Source organism: Streptomyces sp. P5F9, assembly GCF_057961495.1.
The window spans coordinates 1-13,167 of the sequence record NZ_JBXVPZ010000266.1; the positions used below are offsets into that span (position 1 = coordinate 1).

Here is a 13,167-nt window from a genome sequence, read left to right on the forward strand (position 1 = left end):
CGCTCACCCCGCCCCCTCCCGCACTCCCGCGCGATCACCCTCGCCATCCCCTACCTGGATGTCGACGCCCCGGTGATGCCCCTCCGGCTCGACCGCGGGCACCGGATGTCCGCACCGCCCGGCGACGACCCGAAGCGGGTGGGCTGGTACGCCGACGGGCCCTCCCCGGGCGAGCAGGGCACCGCCGTCGCCGTCGGCCACCTCGACACCATGACAGGGCCCGCCGTCTTCGCCGGCCTCGGCGAACTCAAGCCCGACCACCTGATCGAGGTCCGGCGCGCCGACGGACGGACCGCCGTCTACACGGTCGACGCGGTACGGACGTACGAGAAGGCGCACTTCCCCGACCGGGAGGTCTACGGTGCCCGCGGGCGCCCGGAGTTGCGCCTGATCACCTGCGGCGGCAGTTACGACCGCAGGACCGGCTACGCGGGCAACACCGTCGTCTTCGCCCATCTCGTCGCGACCCGTGAGCGCGCCCGAACCGGCTGAAGATGACCGTCCGTTTTCTCACCACCCGGACCGACACGCCCGATCCCGTCCGGTCTCTTCCCCCGGGTGCGCACATTCCGTTAGCTTCCGTGACTCACAAGCCTCGTACGACCCGTACGAGGTGACCGGACCGCGGAGCACCGTCGCCCAAGTGAGCCCCCGGGGGCACTCGTCATGACACGCGCCATCTCCCTGCACGACGTGAGCAAGGCCTACGCGCGAGGCGTCCGCGTGGTGGACCGGCTGTCGCTGGACATCGCACCGGGGGAGTTCCTCGTCCTGCTCGGGCCGTCCGGGTGCGGCAAGTCGACCGTGCTGAGGATGATCGCCGGACTGGAGCAGATAGACGAGGGCGAGTTAAGACTGGACGGCGAGTACGCCAACGAACTCGCCCCCTCGGAACGGGACATGGCGATGGTGTTCCAGAACTTCGCCCTCTACCCGAGCATGACCAGCCGCGACAACATCGGCTTCCCGCTGCGCATCGAGACCCCCGGCGAGGACCCGCGCGCCCGCGTCGACGCCACCGCCCGCATGCTCGGTATCGAGGACCTCCTGGAGCGCTTCCCCAGCCAGCTCTCCGGCGGCGAACGCCAGCGCGTCGCCATGGGGCGGGCCATCGCCCGCCACCCCTCCGCGTTCCTCATGGACGAGCCCCTCTCCAACCTCGACGCCAAACTCCGCAACCACCTCCGCGCCGAAATCTCCTCCCTCACCCGCAAGTTGGGCGTCACCACGGTCTACGTCACCCACGACCAGGCCGAGGCCATGTCGCTCGGCGACCGGGTCGCCGTCCTGCGCGGCGGAGTCCTCCAGCAGGTCGGCACCCCGCGCTCGGTGTACGCCCTGCCCCGCAACGTCTTCGTCGCCGCGTTCATCGGCACCCCGCGCATCAACCTCCTGCGCGGCCTGGTCCGGGCCCCGTTGGACGGCGCGATGACCATCAGCCTCGGCAAGCAGTACCTGCGGCTGCCCGAACCCCTGTGCCTGGACCACCAGTTGCTCCGCGTGCAGCAGGGCCGCGAGGTCATCGTCGGCCTGCGCTCCGAGGCCGTACGCATCGCCAAGCCCGCCGCCGCCCGCCCCGGCGAGGTGGCGATCAGCGGCTTGGTCGAGCACGTGGAGTTCCAGGGCCACGAGGTCCTCGTCCACTTCAACACCGGCTCCCGGCCCGCCGTAGTACCGGAGTTGGAGGCCCCGCGCACCGCCCGCCCGGTCCGTCGCCGCCGACGCGAGGGCGGTGTCCTGGACCGGCTGCGGGAACGCGCGGGCGCACTGCGCGCCGGACCGGTGGTGGTCCTGGAACCGTCGACGCCCCCGGAATCCGACCCCGTACCGCCGGAGGGCCGCCTCCCCGGCGACCTCGTCGTGCGCACCACCCCCGACATCGAACTCCGGCACGGCATGCACGTCCCGCTCCTCGTCGACATCGCCCACCTGTTCGTCTTCGACCAGCACGGCGAACGGATCTCCCCGGCCCCGGCGCGGCTGCCCGACCTGGAGGAGTGACGCCCGGTACGGATAGGTGCATGACCCTGCACTTCATCCGAAACCGGGCAGCCCTCGCGACCGCCGGCCTCCTCCTGGTGGCGGCGGCCCCCACCGCCTACGCCGGCCTGGACACACAGACCGCTCCCGCGCCGACGCGCGGAACGCCGTACGTCGAGACGCGGCTCTTCTTCGGTACCGAGCGGCCGGACGGCGGGCCGGCCGTCACCGACCGGCAGTTCATGGCCTTCGTCGACAAGGAGGTCACGCCGGACTTCCCGGACGGGCTGACCGTGCAGAACGGGCGCGGGCAGTGGCGGGACACGAACGGGAAGATCGAGAAGGAGCGGTCGTACGAGCTGATCCTGCTGTATCCGGTGAAAGCGGCGGGTGCGAACGACCGGAAGATCGAGGAGGTCCGGCGGGCGTATGAGAAGGCCTTCGGGCAGGAGGCTGTGGCCCGGGTGGACGACCGGACACGGGCCGATTTCTGAGCGGCCCGCACCCCGGCTTCCGCCGTCTCCGCGCGTCTGTGACCCGGGGTCTCTGGCGCCGGAAAACTAACATCGCTAGTTTGTGGGGCGGACGACGTAGTCACGCCCGGGAGGCAGCACGATGAAGGCACACGACGGCATGTACATCGACGGCGCCTGGCGCCCCGCCGCGAGCGGGGAGACCATCGACGTGGTGAACCCGGTCGACGAGCAGGTGATCGACCGCGTCCCGGCCGGCACCGCCGTGGACGTCGACACCGCCGTACGCGCCGCCCGTGCCGCCCTCCCGGGCTGGGCCGCGACCCCGCCCGCCGAACGAGCCGCCCGACTCGCGTCCCTGCGGGACGTGTTGGCGGCCCGCAAGGACGAGATCGCCGAGACGGTCACCGCCGAACTGGGCTCCCCGCTCGCCTTCTCACAGGCCGTCCACGCGGCCGTGCCGATCGCGGTCGCGGGCTCCTATGCCGAACTCGCCGCGGCCCACGCCTTCGAGGAGAAGGTCGGCAACTCGACGGTCTACCAGGAACCCATCGGCGTGGTCGGCGCGATCACCCCCTGGAACTACCCCCTCCACCAGATCGTCGCCAAGGTCGCCCCCGCCCTCGCGGCGGGCTGCACGGTGGTGCTCAAGCCGGCCGAAGACACCCCGCTCACCGCCCAGTTGTTCGCCGAGGCGGTCGACGAGGCGGGCATCCCGGCCGGCGTCTTCAACCTCGTGACGGGCCTGGGTCCGGTGGCCGGCCAGGCCCTCGCCGAGCACCCGGGCGTCGACCTGCTCTCCTTCACCGGCTCGGCGGCGGTGGGCCGCCAGATCGGTGCGACGGCGGGTGCCGCGGTGAAGAAGGTCGCCCTCGAACTGGGCGGCAAGTCCGCCAACGTCATCCTCCCGAGCGCCGACCTCGCCAAGGCGGTCAACGTCGGCGTCGCCAACGTGATGTCCAACTCCGGCCAGACGTGCAGCGCTTGGACCCGGATGCTCGTCCACCGCGACCAGTACGACGAGGCCGTGGAACTGGCCGCGACGGCCGCCGCCAAATACGGCGCCCGCATCGGCCCGGTCGTGAACGCCAAACAGCGGGCAAGGGTGCGAAGTTACATCGAGAAGGGTGTCGCGGAGGGCGCGCGACTGGTGGCTGGCGGCCCCGAATCCCCTTCCGGGCAGGGCTACTTCATCAGCCCGACGGTCTTCGCCGACGTCACCCCCGACATGACGATCGCGCAGGAGGAGATCTTCGGCCCGGTCCTCTCGATCCTCCGCTACGACGACGAGGACGACGCCCTCCGCATCGCCAACGGCACGGTCTACGGCCTCGCGGGCGCGGTGTGGGCCGGTGAGGAGGCCGAAGCGGTGGCGTTCGCACGGAGGTTGGAGACCGGGCAGGTGGACATCAACGGCGGCCGGTTCAACCCCCGTGCCCCGTTCGGGGGTTACAAGCAGTCGGGTGTCGGCCGGGAACTGGGCGCGCACGGCCTGTCCGAGTACCTCCAGACCAAGTCCCTTCAGTTCTAGCCCTGTCAGGAGGCCTCACATGGTTCGCGCCGCCGTACTGCCCGCCGTGGGCGCTCCGTTGGAGATCGCCGAGATCGACCTCCCGGACCCCGGCCCCGGCCAGGTCCGCATCCGCCTCGCCGTCGCCGGGGTCTGCCACTCCGACCTGTCCCTCTCCAACGGCACGATGCGAGTGCCGGTCCCGGCGGTCCTGGGCCACGAGGGCGCGGGCACGGTCGTAGCCGTAGGGGAGGGAGTCACCCATATCTCACCCGGCGCCCCGGTCATCCTCAACTGGGCCCCGTCCTGCGGCACTTGCCACGCCTGCACCCTCGGCGAGGTCTGGCTCTGCGCCAACGCCCTCAACGGCGCCGCCGATGTCTACGCCCACCGCACCTCTGACGGCAGCGACCTCCACCCAGGCCTGAACGTGGCCGCGTTCGCCGAGGAGACGGTCGTATCGGCGTCCTGCGTCCTGCCGCTCCCGGACGGAATCCCGCTGACGGACGCGGCCCTCCTCGGCTGCGCCGTCCTCACCGGCTACGGCGCGATCCACCACTCGGCGCGGGTAGGGGCGGGCGAGACGGTCGCGGTCTTCGGCGTCGGCGGAGTAGGACTGTCGACCCTCCAGTCGGCCCGGATCGCGGGCGCCACGACGATCGTCGCCGTCGATGTCTCCCCGGAGAAGGAGGAGTTGGCCCGCGCGGCCGGGGCGACGGACTACGTGGTCGCCTCCGAGAACACGGCCCGGGAGATCCGCGCCCTCACCGGAAAACAGGGCGTAGACGTCGCCGTCGAGTGCGTCGGCCGTGCGGTCACCATCCGCACCGCCTGGGAATCCACCCGCCGCGGCGGCCGCACCACGGTCGTCGGCATCGGCGGCAAGGACCAGCAGGTCACCTTCAACGCCCTCGAACTCTTCCACTGGGGCCGGACGTTGAGCGGCTGCGTCTACGGCAACTCCGACCCGGCGAAGGACGTGCCGGTACTCGCCGAACACGTCCGCGCCGGACGCCTGGACCTGGGAGCGCTGGTGACGGAACGGATTCCGCTGGAGGGGATTCCGGGGGCGTTCGAGAACATGGTGGCGGGGAAGGGCGGACGGGCGCTGGTCGTGTTCTGAACGGCCTTGCCTACGACACCTGTTCGGGCTGCGGCTCATCCGTCGCCGCAGCCTGCTTCGCCCTCGCCCTCGACCTCGTGTCCGGCCGGGACCGCGACACCGCCACGCCCGCCAGGCACAGCACGCCGCCCCCCAGCGTGAGCAACCCCGGTACCTCGCCCAGCGCCAGCCACGACATCAGGACGACCAGCGCGGGCACCGCGTACGTCGTCGCGCCCATCTTGCTGGCGGTCGTACGGGCGAGGGCGTACGCCCAGGTGGTGAAGGCGAGGGCGGTCGGGAAGACGCCCAGGTAGACCATGTTGAGCGTGGCGGAGACAGGCGCGTCGGCCGCCTGATGGACGAGCTGCCCGGCGAACGGCAGGCACATCACGGCGCCGACGAGACACCCGAACGTCGTCACCTGGAGCGCGCTCGCCTTCGCCAGGGCCGGCTTCTGGGCGACGACCCCTCCGGCGTAGGCGACCGCCGCGAGCAGGCACAGCACCACACCGAGTACGGACGAACCGCCGTCCCCCGACATCGAAAGCCCCACGGTCACCGCACCCGCGAACGACACCGCCATCCCCGCGAGCAGCCGCGGCGGCATCGCGTCGCCGAGCAGCCGGGAACCGAGCAGCGCGATGAGGATCGGCCCGATGTTCACGACGAGGGCGGCGGTACCGGCGTCGACCTGCTGCTCGCCCCAGTTCAGGACGACCATGTAGAACCCGAACCACAGCACGCCCGAGATCGCGATCCCCCGCCAGGCGGACCGCGGCGGCACCCCTTCCCGCCGTACGAGAGAGAGCGCGCCCAGCGCCAGCGCCCCGCTCGCCAGCCGCCCCAGCGCCAGCGCGCCCGGCGAGTAGGCGGACCCCGCGCTCCGGATGGACACGAAGGCGGAGGCCCACAGCACGACGGTGACGACAGCGGCCGCGGCGGCTGCCCGTTCGGTACGGCGAGGGGATGCGGTCATGCGTCCGAGGCTAGGCGGCGACAGGACCGCACCGCTGGCGGAAATCGGACGCGGTCGTCGGGGCCCACCTGGGCACCCGCTACGGCCTCTCCCCGATCGACGCCTACGTCCTGTGCAGCGTGGCCGTAGACCTGAGAATCACAGAGGTGGTAGACGCCCCGAACTGGATAGTCACGGCCCACCTACCCAAGGCGATACTCCGGTCCCTTTGGGACATGGGATGCGCTTCGAAGGGGCGCGGGGCTGTATCAATGTGCGGCTCCGCCGCCTGGGCGCGACCGGCCACGACGTGCCGGCACTCGACAAACGACGGAACCTAACTGGCACGTCGCATCTCCTCGAACTGCCCGGCCAACCCGTCCAGCAACGCGGCAAGCCCCACCTCAAACGCCCGCTCATCCACCTTCTCCTGCTGCTCGGCAAGAAGATGCGCCTGCCCGAGATGGGGATAGTCGGCAGGGTCGTACGCACTCTGGTCGTCCACAAACCCCCCAGCGAACGACCCCAGCGCAGACCCCATGATGAAGTACCGCATCAACGCCCCGATCGACGTGGCCTGCGCCGCAGGCCACCCCGCATCGACCATCGCCCCGTACACCGCGTCCGCAAGCCGCAACCCCGCCGGCCGCCGCCCAGGCCCGGTGGCGAGCACAGGCACGATGTTCGGATGGTCACGCAGCGCGGACCGATACGACACGGCCCAGTCATGCAGCGCCGTACGCCAGTCCCGCCCGTCCTCGAACATCGACAGATCGACCTGCGCGCTGACCGAGTCGGCGACCGCCTCCAGGATCTGGTCCTTCGTGCGGAAGTGGTTGTAGAGCGAGGGCCCACTCACCCCCAACTCCGCGGCGAGCCGACGCGTGGAGACCGCCGCCAGCCCTTCCGCGTCCACCAGCACACGCGCCGTCTCGACGATCCGGTCGGTGCTGAGGAGGGGCTTGCGCGGTCGGGCCATGGCGCACATAGTAGGGCTGCGAGAGTCAAACTAGCAGTGCTAATTTAAATGTGCAGCAGTCGATGTACGGCCTTTCACTTGGGGTGACGCGCAATGAACCTGGAGCTCAGCGAGGAGCAGGAGGCCGTACGACGGCTCGCGAAGGACTTCGTGGACCGCGAGATCGCCCCGCACGTGATCGCCTGGGACCGTGCCGAGGAGGTCGACCGCTCGATCGTCAAGAAGCTCGGCGGCGTCGGCTTCCTGGGACTGACCATCGACGAGGAGTACGGCGGCTCGGGCGGCGACCATCTCGCGTACTGCCTGGTCACCGAGGAACTCGGACGCGGCGACTCCTCCGTGCGCGGCATCGTCTCCGTGTCACTGGGCCTGGTAGCCAAGTCGATCGCGGCCTGGGGGAGTGCCGAGCAGAAGCTCCGCTGGCTGCCGGGGCTCACCTCCGGCGAGCACGTCGGCTGCTTCGGCCTCACCGAACCCGGCACCGGTTCCGACGCCGGCAACCTCACCACCCGCGCGGTCCGCGACGGCGACGACTACGTCATCAACGGCACCAAGATGTTCATCACGAACGGGACGTGGGCCGACGTCGTGCTCCTCTTCGCGCGTTCGACCGACGCCCCGGGCCACAAGGGCGTCTCCGCCTTCCTCGTGCCGACCGACACCCCGGGCCTGACCCGCCGCACCATCCACGGCAAGCTCGGCCTGCGCGGCCAGGCCACCGCCGAACTCGTCCTCGAAGACGTCCGCGTCCCCGCCGCCACGATGCTCGCCCCCGAGGGCAAGGGCTTCTCGGTCGCCATGTCGGCGCTGGCGAAGGGCCGGATGTCGGTCGCGGCGGGCTGCGTCGGCATCGCCCAGGCCGCGCTCGACGTGGCGGTCCGCTACGCCGGTGAGCGCGAGCAGTTCGGCAAGTCCATCGCCCAGCACCAGCTCGTCCAGGAACTGATCAGCGACATCGCCGTCGACGTGGACGCGGCCCGCCTGCTGACCTGGCGGGTCGCCGACCTCATCGACCGCGGCCTCCCCTTCGCCACCGAGTCCTCCAAGGCCAAGCTCTTCGCCTCCGAGGCAGCCGTCCGCGCCGCCAACAACGCGCTCCAGGTCTTCGGAGGCTACGGCTACATCGACGAGTACCCGGCCGGGAAGCTGCTGCGTGACGCCCGCGTCATGACCCTCTACGAGGGCACCAGCCAGATCCAGAAACTGCTCATCGGGCGCGCGCTGACGGGCGTCTCCGCGTTCTGAGGCCGGTTCCTCCCGGTGAAGGCCCTTTCTGAGTACGTGAGTTGAGTATCCGCACGGATGTCGTGAGCGCCGTGTCCGCCGATGCTTCTCCCCATGAGCGAAGCATCGGGCAAACCGCAGAACACGGCCGCCTTCTACGGCCAGGCCGTCGCCTCCTTCTCCGTCGCCATCGCGGCGACCGCCATCGGCATCTTCAAGCTGCACGCCGACGCCTGGGTACGGGCCTTCCTCGCGATCGCCGTCCTGTACCTGGTCACCTCCTCCTTCACCCTCGCCAAGGTGATCCGGGACCGGCAGGACGCGGCGCGCACCACCTACAACCCGTTCGAAAAGCTCTGAGCGGGGAGACTAAGCGCTCGCTCAGGTTCGGCGGTATGGTGGAGCCCTTGCCACCGAGAGGGGTTCACGAGCGATGAGTACGGCGGAGGAGACCACCGCGGGCGACCCGCAGGCCTGGGCGGAGGTCACGCCCGACGCGGCCCGGCGACTGCTGATCGCCGCCGTGGAGGCCTTCGCCGAGCGCGGCTACCACGCGACGACCACCCGGGACATCGCGGGCCGCGCCGGGATGAGCCCGGCCGCGCTCTACATCCACTACAAGACCAAGGAAGAGCTGCTCCACCGCATCAGCAGGATCGGCCACGAGAAGGCCCTCGACATCCTGCGTACGGCGGCGGGGCGCGAGGGCAGCGCCGCCGAGCGGCTCGCCGACGCGGTGAGCTCCTTCGTGCGCTGGCACGCGGGCGGGCGCACCACCGCGCGTGTCGTGCAGTACGAACTCGACTCGCTCGGCCCGGACGCCCGCGCCGAGATCCTCGCGCTGCGCCGGCAGGTCGACGCCGAGGTGCGCGGGATCGTCGAGGACGGGGTCGCGGACGGCTCCTTCGACGTGCCGGACGTGAAGGGCACGACCCTCGCGATCTTGTCCCTGTGCATCGACGTGGCCCGCTGGTTCAGCCTCGACGGCCCCCGGACGCCCGACGAGGTCGGCGCGCTCTACGCCGACCTCGTGCTGCGGATGGTGGGGTCCGAGTAGCCGCCGTGGCGCGGGTGTCGGGCGCTGCTCAGAGGTATCCGCTCAGAGGTATCCGCTCAGAGGCATCCGCTCAGAGGTAGTAGCGGGACACCGACTCGGCGACGCACACCGGCTTGTCGCCGCCCTCGCGCTCCACGGTGAACGCGACGGTCACCTGGACGCCGCCCGGTACGTCGTCGACGCCGGTGATCTTCGCGGTGGCGCGCAGCCGGGAGTCGACCGGTACCGGGGCGGGGAAACGGACCTTGTTCGTCCCGTAGTTGACGCCCATCGTGACGCCCTCGACCTTGATCAGCTGCGGTCCGAAGAGCGGGAGCAGCGACAGGGTGAGGTAGCCGTGCGCGATGGTCGTCCTAAAGGGACCGGCCGCCGCCTTCTCCGGGTCCACGTGGATCCATTGGTGGTCGCCCGTCGCGTCCGCGAACAGATCGATCCGCTTCTGGTCGATCTCCAGCCAGTCGGTGTGCCCCAACTGCTCGCCGACCGCCGCCCGCAGGTCGTCGACGGAGGTGAAGATCCTCGGCTCTGCCATGTCCTGTCCCGGCCTCTCACGTCATCCAGCGTCATACATACCTAAGCAACTGCTTAGCATGGTCGGATGCGGGGCGGCTGTCAACGGACCACGGGTGTGACGCGGTGGGTAGGCTCTGACAGGTGCCTCAGATCCCCGAGAAGATCCACGAGCTGACGGTCGGCCAACTCGCCGCACGCAGCGGAGCCGCCGTCTCCGCGCTGCACTTCTACGAGGCCAAGGGCCTGATCAGCAGCAGCCGCACCACGGGCAACCAGCGCCGGTACACCCGTGACACCCTGCGCCGGGTCGCCTTCGTGCGGGCCGCCCAGCGCGTCGGCATCCCGCTGGCCACCATCCGCGAGGCGCTCGCCGAACTCCCCGAGGAGCGCACCCCGACCCGCGAGGACTGGGCCCGCCTCTCCGAGGCCTGGCGCTCCGAACTCGACGAGCGCATCAAGCAGCTCAACCGCCTCCGTGACCACCTCACCGACTGCATCGGCTGCGGCTGCCTGTCCCTGTCGGCCTGCGTCCTGTCCAACCCGGACGACGTGGTCGGCGAACGGGGCGCGGGTTCACGCCTGATGTCGGAACCGGGCGACCGCCGAAAAGCCCGCACCCCTCGGGACCGGGGACCGGACCCCGAGGGATGTGACTGAGGACGGCACTCACTCGTACTCGGTACCGCCCTTCCGCGTCAGATACGCCGGGCTGACGGCCTTGGCGATCGCCCGTCCACCGGTCACCGCGCTGTACCGCTCCACCGCCGGACGGATCACGACCCCCTCACGCAGATGCAGCCCGCTCCCGGACACGGTCTCCCGCCCGCTCGCGACCTCCAGCACCCGCTCGATGTCGTACGGCCCCTCGTCCAGCCGGGGCACCAACGGCAGCTCCCCGCCGAGGAGTTGGGCCAGCTCGGCCGCGTCCAGCCACCGGACGTGTCCGTCGATCTCGGCGGACACGTCGAACACGGCGTAGCCGATCGTCTCGCGCCGCCCGTCGGCGCCGTACGTCAGGTCCTGCACGCCCGCGCCGTACACCTCGCCGAAGATGCCGACCCGGCGTGCGCCGAGGCGTTCGGCGAGGCGTGCGGCGGCCTCGGGGACGCCGTGGCCGCGGACGGCTCGCCAGTACAGGTTGCGCGGATCCTCTTTCAGGGCAAGGGACTTGGCGCCGAAGCCCTTCGAGGAGACCTGTATACGACCGCCCTCGTCTCCGTCCTCGCCCTCGGCGAAATAGGTCAACAGGCAGGCGGAGCCGTGCAGTTTCTCGGTCAGGACCACAACCTCGCCCGGTTCGAATATCCCGGGAAACCGCTGGATGTTCTCGATGTCGACCCAGGGCAGCAGATCGGGCGCGTGCTCGACGTCGCCGTCCATCGTGGGCGGGATCGGCGGCACCCACTTGACGATGCCGAGCCTCCCCCACTGCCTGAACGGCGTGGGGGGACCCCCACCGCGAAGTCGGTGCCGTCCAGGGCGGCTTGGGCCAGGTCCACGTCCGCGAGGGCCTCCGGCCGGCACACGATGCCCTGCGACAGCTCACCGCGCAGCCGCACCGCCCTGACCCGGTCCGCGTTGCTCCCCGCGAGGCGCCCGGTGAGCCCCAACTCCTGGATCAGGCCGGCCGGGAGCACGGCCTGCTCGGGGATGTAGACGGCGGTCTCACCGGTACGGAACGCGCCCTTGGCGACAACGGCTCGATACAGGCCGACCTGTGCCAGTTCGAGGGCGTCGGCGTTCGGGTGCTCATGGACGGTCAGCACTTCGGCGGTGACGCGCAGCGTCGACATCGGGACTCCTCGGGTTCCTCAGCTGTGTTTCATCGCCCTCAACTGTCCTGATCGGAAAGGGGTGGAGCGACCGGATTAGCGGCTGCTAGCGTCGCGATCCATGACCTTGTCGCCCGCGCTCACCGCCGCCCTCGCGGACGTCGAGACGGTCTTCAACGGCTTCGCCAGCCCCGGCGAGACGGGCTGCGGCTTCTGTCACGCGCCCGAAGAGACCGCGTATCTGCGCACGCCGTACAAGCGCGTGCCCCTGGACGTGGTGCGGTACTACCTCTTCGAGGTGCCCGACCACTTCGACGACCACCCAGCCGTGATGCGACGCCTGCTGCCGCAGGCCGCTCGGGCGATGGCCGAGGGCACCCTGGGCACGATCGGCTACGGCGCCCACGGGCTGAGCCGGGTGGACTGGCGTTCCTGGCCGGCCGAGCAGTCCGCCGCCATCGAGGCTTTCCTGTACGCCTGGTGGGAGGACACCCTCACCCTGCCCGAGCCGCCCTACGACATCGGCGACACCTTCGAGACCTGTGTCACGATCGCCGGGACCGTGACCCCGTTCCTGAACGGGTGGGTACGGACCCCCGTCGCGGACGCATACCTCGCGCGCTGCGCCGTCACCTGGCTCTACGACCTGTTCTCCGACTCCTCCCCGTTCTGGTGGTGGTACGACGACGGCGAGGGCACCGGCGTGGCGGATCTGCGCACCTGGCTGGCCGGCCCCGGTGCCGCCCGCCTTCACGCTCAGGGTGAGGCCGACCTCGCCGTACAGGCCGAACTCCTCGCCCTGCCCTACGACGAGCGCTGGGCGCACCCGTACTGGACCAGTCCCTCGGCCACCAACTGAGCGTTGGACAAGGCCCGTTCGCTGTCCGGCAGGAGCAGGGTGTCCTCCAGGCCGATGCGGGTCGCGAGCCCCAGCCGCCCCGCGAGCCGGAGTACCGGCCAGGCGCTGCCGTCCTCGCCGTGCAGCAGCATCGGGCGGCCGTGGCCGGAGTCGAGGTCGGCGAGCAGTGCACGCGCGGTCGCCTCGGCTGTGTCCGCGTCCGGGTCGGTCACCTCGGCCAGGACCCGGAGGACCTTCGTGCGGAGCGGTGAGGCGGCGAACCGGGACGCGCCGTCCGTGCCCGACCAGATGCCCGCCTCCACCCCGACACCCCGGTCCAGCAACGCCGTCGCGACCTCCTCGGCACCCGGCTCGTGCCAGTTGACCGAGGCGTGGTCGGGCAGCACCGTCCACCCACGCACCCGCTCGACCCGTGCCGCGGGGTCCGGCTCGGCCCAGGCGCCCGTGGTCACGCCGACCGGCACGGACACCCGCGCCCGTATCGCCTCCAGCGTCACCGCGAGGACGCGCGGTGACAACGTGTCGTGTCCGCAAGGGGACTTGGGATGGAGGTGGACGTCCGTGGCCCCCGCCGCGACAGCCTCCACCGCGGCGTCGGCCAACGCTCCGGGCGAGACCGGCACCATCCAACCGTCGGCGACCCCACGGGCCCCGTTGAGACAGACCTGCACCATGCCTCGATGGTGCCACCCGCCACTGACAACCACCCCCTCGTCCCAGCCTCGCCCTCATCCCCACAC

15 protein-coding genes and 1 pseudogene are annotated in these 13,167 nt (G+C 70.8%); 11 read left to right on the forward strand and 5 right to left on the reverse strand.

The window, feature by feature from the left end; genetic code table 11:
* The 5 genes from AC31A1_RS32725 to AC31A1_RS32745 all read left to right on the forward strand — a co-directional run.
* A partial coding sequence (locus AC31A1_RS32725; protein WP_489656796.1) for a class F sortase occupies nucleotides 1-492 on the forward strand: 492 nt, incomplete at its 5' end.
* 174 nt (nucleotides 493-666) lie between these two features.
* The gene (locus AC31A1_RS32730) at nucleotides 667-2,001 is read left to right on the forward strand and encodes an ABC transporter ATP-binding protein (protein WP_489656797.1); all 1,335 of its coding nucleotides are present in this window, start codon (nucleotides 667-669) and stop codon (nucleotides 1,999-2,001) included.
* Nucleotides 2,002-2,021: 20 nt separating this feature from the next.
* Nucleotides 2,022-2,474 carry a DUF3574 domain-containing protein gene (locus AC31A1_RS32735; protein WP_489656798.1) on the forward strand — a complete coding sequence of 151 codons (453 nt, stop codon included), beginning with the start codon at nucleotides 2,022-2,024 and terminating at the stop codon, nucleotides 2,472-2,474.
* Between the two features lie 121 nt (nucleotides 2,475-2,595).
* Nucleotides 2,596-3,984: an aldehyde dehydrogenase family protein gene (locus AC31A1_RS32740; RefSeq protein ID WP_489656799.1), complete on the forward strand. Its 1,389-nt coding sequence runs from the start codon at nucleotides 2,596-2,598 to the stop codon at nucleotides 3,982-3,984.
* A gap of 19 nt (nucleotides 3,985-4,003) precedes the next feature.
* On the forward strand, nucleotides 4,004-5,086 hold the full coding sequence (locus tag AC31A1_RS32745; RefSeq protein ID WP_489656800.1) for a Zn-dependent alcohol dehydrogenase: 1,083 nt from the start codon (nucleotides 4,004-4,006) through the stop codon (nucleotides 5,084-5,086).
* 10 nt (nucleotides 5,087-5,096) lie between these two features.
* Here the strand turns inward: AC31A1_RS32745 and AC31A1_RS32750 are convergent, their stop codons facing one another.
* The gene (locus tag AC31A1_RS32750; RefSeq protein WP_489656801.1) at nucleotides 5,097-6,044 is read right to left on the reverse strand and encodes a DMT family transporter; all 948 of its coding nucleotides are present in this window, start codon (nucleotides 6,042-6,044) and stop codon (nucleotides 5,097-5,099) included.
* A gap of 68 nt (nucleotides 6,045-6,112) precedes the next feature.
* Here AC31A1_RS32750 and AC31A1_RS32755 point away from each other — a divergent pair, with 68 nt between their 5' ends.
* A complete protein-coding gene (locus AC31A1_RS32755; RefSeq protein ID WP_489656808.1) occupies nucleotides 6,113-6,364 on the forward strand; it encodes an acetamidase/formamidase family protein in 252 nt (83 codons plus the stop codon).
* Here AC31A1_RS32755 and AC31A1_RS32760 read toward each other — a convergent pair.
* On the reverse strand, nucleotides 6,361-7,002 hold the full coding sequence (locus AC31A1_RS32760; RefSeq protein WP_489656802.1) for a TetR/AcrR family transcriptional regulator: 642 nt from the start codon (nucleotides 7,000-7,002) through the stop codon (nucleotides 6,361-6,363). The two genes, AC31A1_RS32755 and AC31A1_RS32760, sit on opposite strands and share 4 nt — an antisense overlap.
* A 93-nt stretch (nucleotides 7,003-7,095) precedes the next feature.
* Here AC31A1_RS32760 and AC31A1_RS32765 point away from each other — a divergent pair, with 93 nt between their 5' ends.
* The 3 genes from AC31A1_RS32765 to AC31A1_RS32775 all read left to right on the forward strand — a co-directional run bounded on the left by AC31A1_RS32765 (nucleotide 7,096) and on the right by AC31A1_RS32775 (nucleotide 9,283).
* Nucleotides 7,096-8,247 (forward strand): acyl-CoA dehydrogenase family protein, encoded by a 1,152-nt coding sequence (locus tag AC31A1_RS32765; RefSeq protein ID WP_489656803.1) that lies wholly within the window; start codon nucleotides 7,096-7,098, stop codon nucleotides 8,245-8,247.
* Nucleotides 8,248-8,340: 93 nt separating this feature from the next.
* On the forward strand, nucleotides 8,341-8,586 hold the full coding sequence (locus AC31A1_RS32770; RefSeq protein ID WP_019059193.1) for a YiaA/YiaB family inner membrane protein: 246 nt from the start codon (nucleotides 8,341-8,343) through the stop codon (nucleotides 8,584-8,586).
* Nucleotides 8,587-8,659: 73 nt separating this feature from the next.
* Entirely contained in the window at nucleotides 8,660-9,283 is a 624-nt protein-coding gene (locus AC31A1_RS32775; protein WP_366321468.1) for a TetR/AcrR family transcriptional regulator, read from the forward strand.
* Nucleotides 9,284-9,353: 70 nt separating this feature from the next.
* Here the strand turns inward: AC31A1_RS32775 and AC31A1_RS32780 are convergent, their stop codons facing one another.
* The gene (locus tag AC31A1_RS32780; RefSeq protein WP_489656804.1) at nucleotides 9,354-9,815 is read right to left on the reverse strand and encodes a MaoC family dehydratase; all 462 of its coding nucleotides are present in this window, start codon (nucleotides 9,813-9,815) and stop codon (nucleotides 9,354-9,356) included.
* Nucleotides 9,816-9,937: 122 nt separating this feature from the next.
* Between AC31A1_RS32780 and soxR the strand changes: the two genes are divergently transcribed.
* Nucleotides 9,938-10,453 (forward strand): redox-sensitive transcriptional activator SoxR, encoded by a 516-nt coding sequence (soxR, locus tag AC31A1_RS32785; RefSeq protein ID WP_489656805.1) that lies wholly within the window; start codon nucleotides 9,938-9,940, stop codon nucleotides 10,451-10,453.
* 9 nt (nucleotides 10,454-10,462) lie between these two features.
* Here soxR and AC31A1_RS32790 read toward each other — a convergent pair.
* A pseudogene (locus AC31A1_RS32790) lies at nucleotides 10,463-11,589 on the reverse strand (RNA ligase (ATP)).
* Between the two features lie 100 nt (nucleotides 11,590-11,689).
* On the opposite strand from AC31A1_RS32790, the gene AC31A1_RS32795 reads away from it, so the two are divergent.
* Nucleotides 11,690-12,427, forward strand: a complete 738-nt coding sequence (locus tag AC31A1_RS32795) for a hypothetical protein (RefSeq protein ID WP_489656806.1) — start codon at nucleotides 11,690-11,692, stop codon at nucleotides 12,425-12,427.
* On the opposite strand, the gene AC31A1_RS32800 is transcribed toward AC31A1_RS32795, so the two are convergent.
* The gene (locus AC31A1_RS32800) at nucleotides 12,373-13,101 is read right to left on the reverse strand and encodes a 3-keto-5-aminohexanoate cleavage protein (protein ID WP_489656807.1); all 729 of its coding nucleotides are present in this window, start codon (nucleotides 13,099-13,101) and stop codon (nucleotides 12,373-12,375) included. The genes AC31A1_RS32795 and AC31A1_RS32800 overlap by 55 nt on opposite strands.
* Between the last annotated feature and the right edge of the window lie 66 nt (nucleotides 13,102-13,167).

Coding starts and splice junctions, on each gene's coding strand:
- AC31A1_RS32730 (WP_489656797.1), top strand. CDS start 667: ATGACACGCGCCATCTCCCTGCACGACGTGAGCAAGGCCTACGCGCGA.
- AC31A1_RS32735 (WP_489656798.1), top strand. CDS start 2,022: ATGACCCTGCACTTCATCCGAAACCGGGCAGCCCTCGCGACCGCCGGC.
- AC31A1_RS32740 (WP_489656799.1), top strand. CDS start 2,596: ATGAAGGCACACGACGGCATGTACATCGACGGCGCCTGGCGCCCCGCC.
- AC31A1_RS32745 (WP_489656800.1), top strand. CDS start 4,004: ATGGTTCGCGCCGCCGTACTGCCCGCCGTGGGCGCTCCGTTGGAGATC.
- AC31A1_RS32750 (WP_489656801.1), bottom strand. CDS start 6,044: ATGACCGCATCCCCTCGCCGTACCGAACGGGCAGCCGCCGCGGCCGCT.
- AC31A1_RS32760 (WP_489656802.1), bottom strand. CDS start 7,002: ATGGCCCGACCGCGCAAGCCCCTCCTCAGCACCGACCGGATCGTCGAG.
- AC31A1_RS32765 (WP_489656803.1), top strand. CDS start 7,096: ATGAACCTGGAGCTCAGCGAGGAGCAGGAGGCCGTACGACGGCTCGCG.
- AC31A1_RS32770 (WP_019059193.1), top strand. CDS start 8,341: ATGAGCGAAGCATCGGGCAAACCGCAGAACACGGCCGCCTTCTACGGC.
- AC31A1_RS32775 (WP_366321468.1), top strand. CDS start 8,660: ATGAGTACGGCGGAGGAGACCACCGCGGGCGACCCGCAGGCCTGGGCG.
- AC31A1_RS32780 (WP_489656804.1), bottom strand. CDS start 9,815: ATGGCAGAGCCGAGGATCTTCACCTCCGTCGACGACCTGCGGGCGGCG.
- AC31A1_RS32795 (WP_489656806.1), top strand. CDS start 11,690: ATGACCTTGTCGCCCGCGCTCACCGCCGCCCTCGCGGACGTCGAGACG.
- AC31A1_RS32800 (WP_489656807.1), bottom strand. CDS start 13,101: ATGGTGCAGGTCTGTCTCAACGGGGCCCGTGGGGTCGCCGACGGTTGG.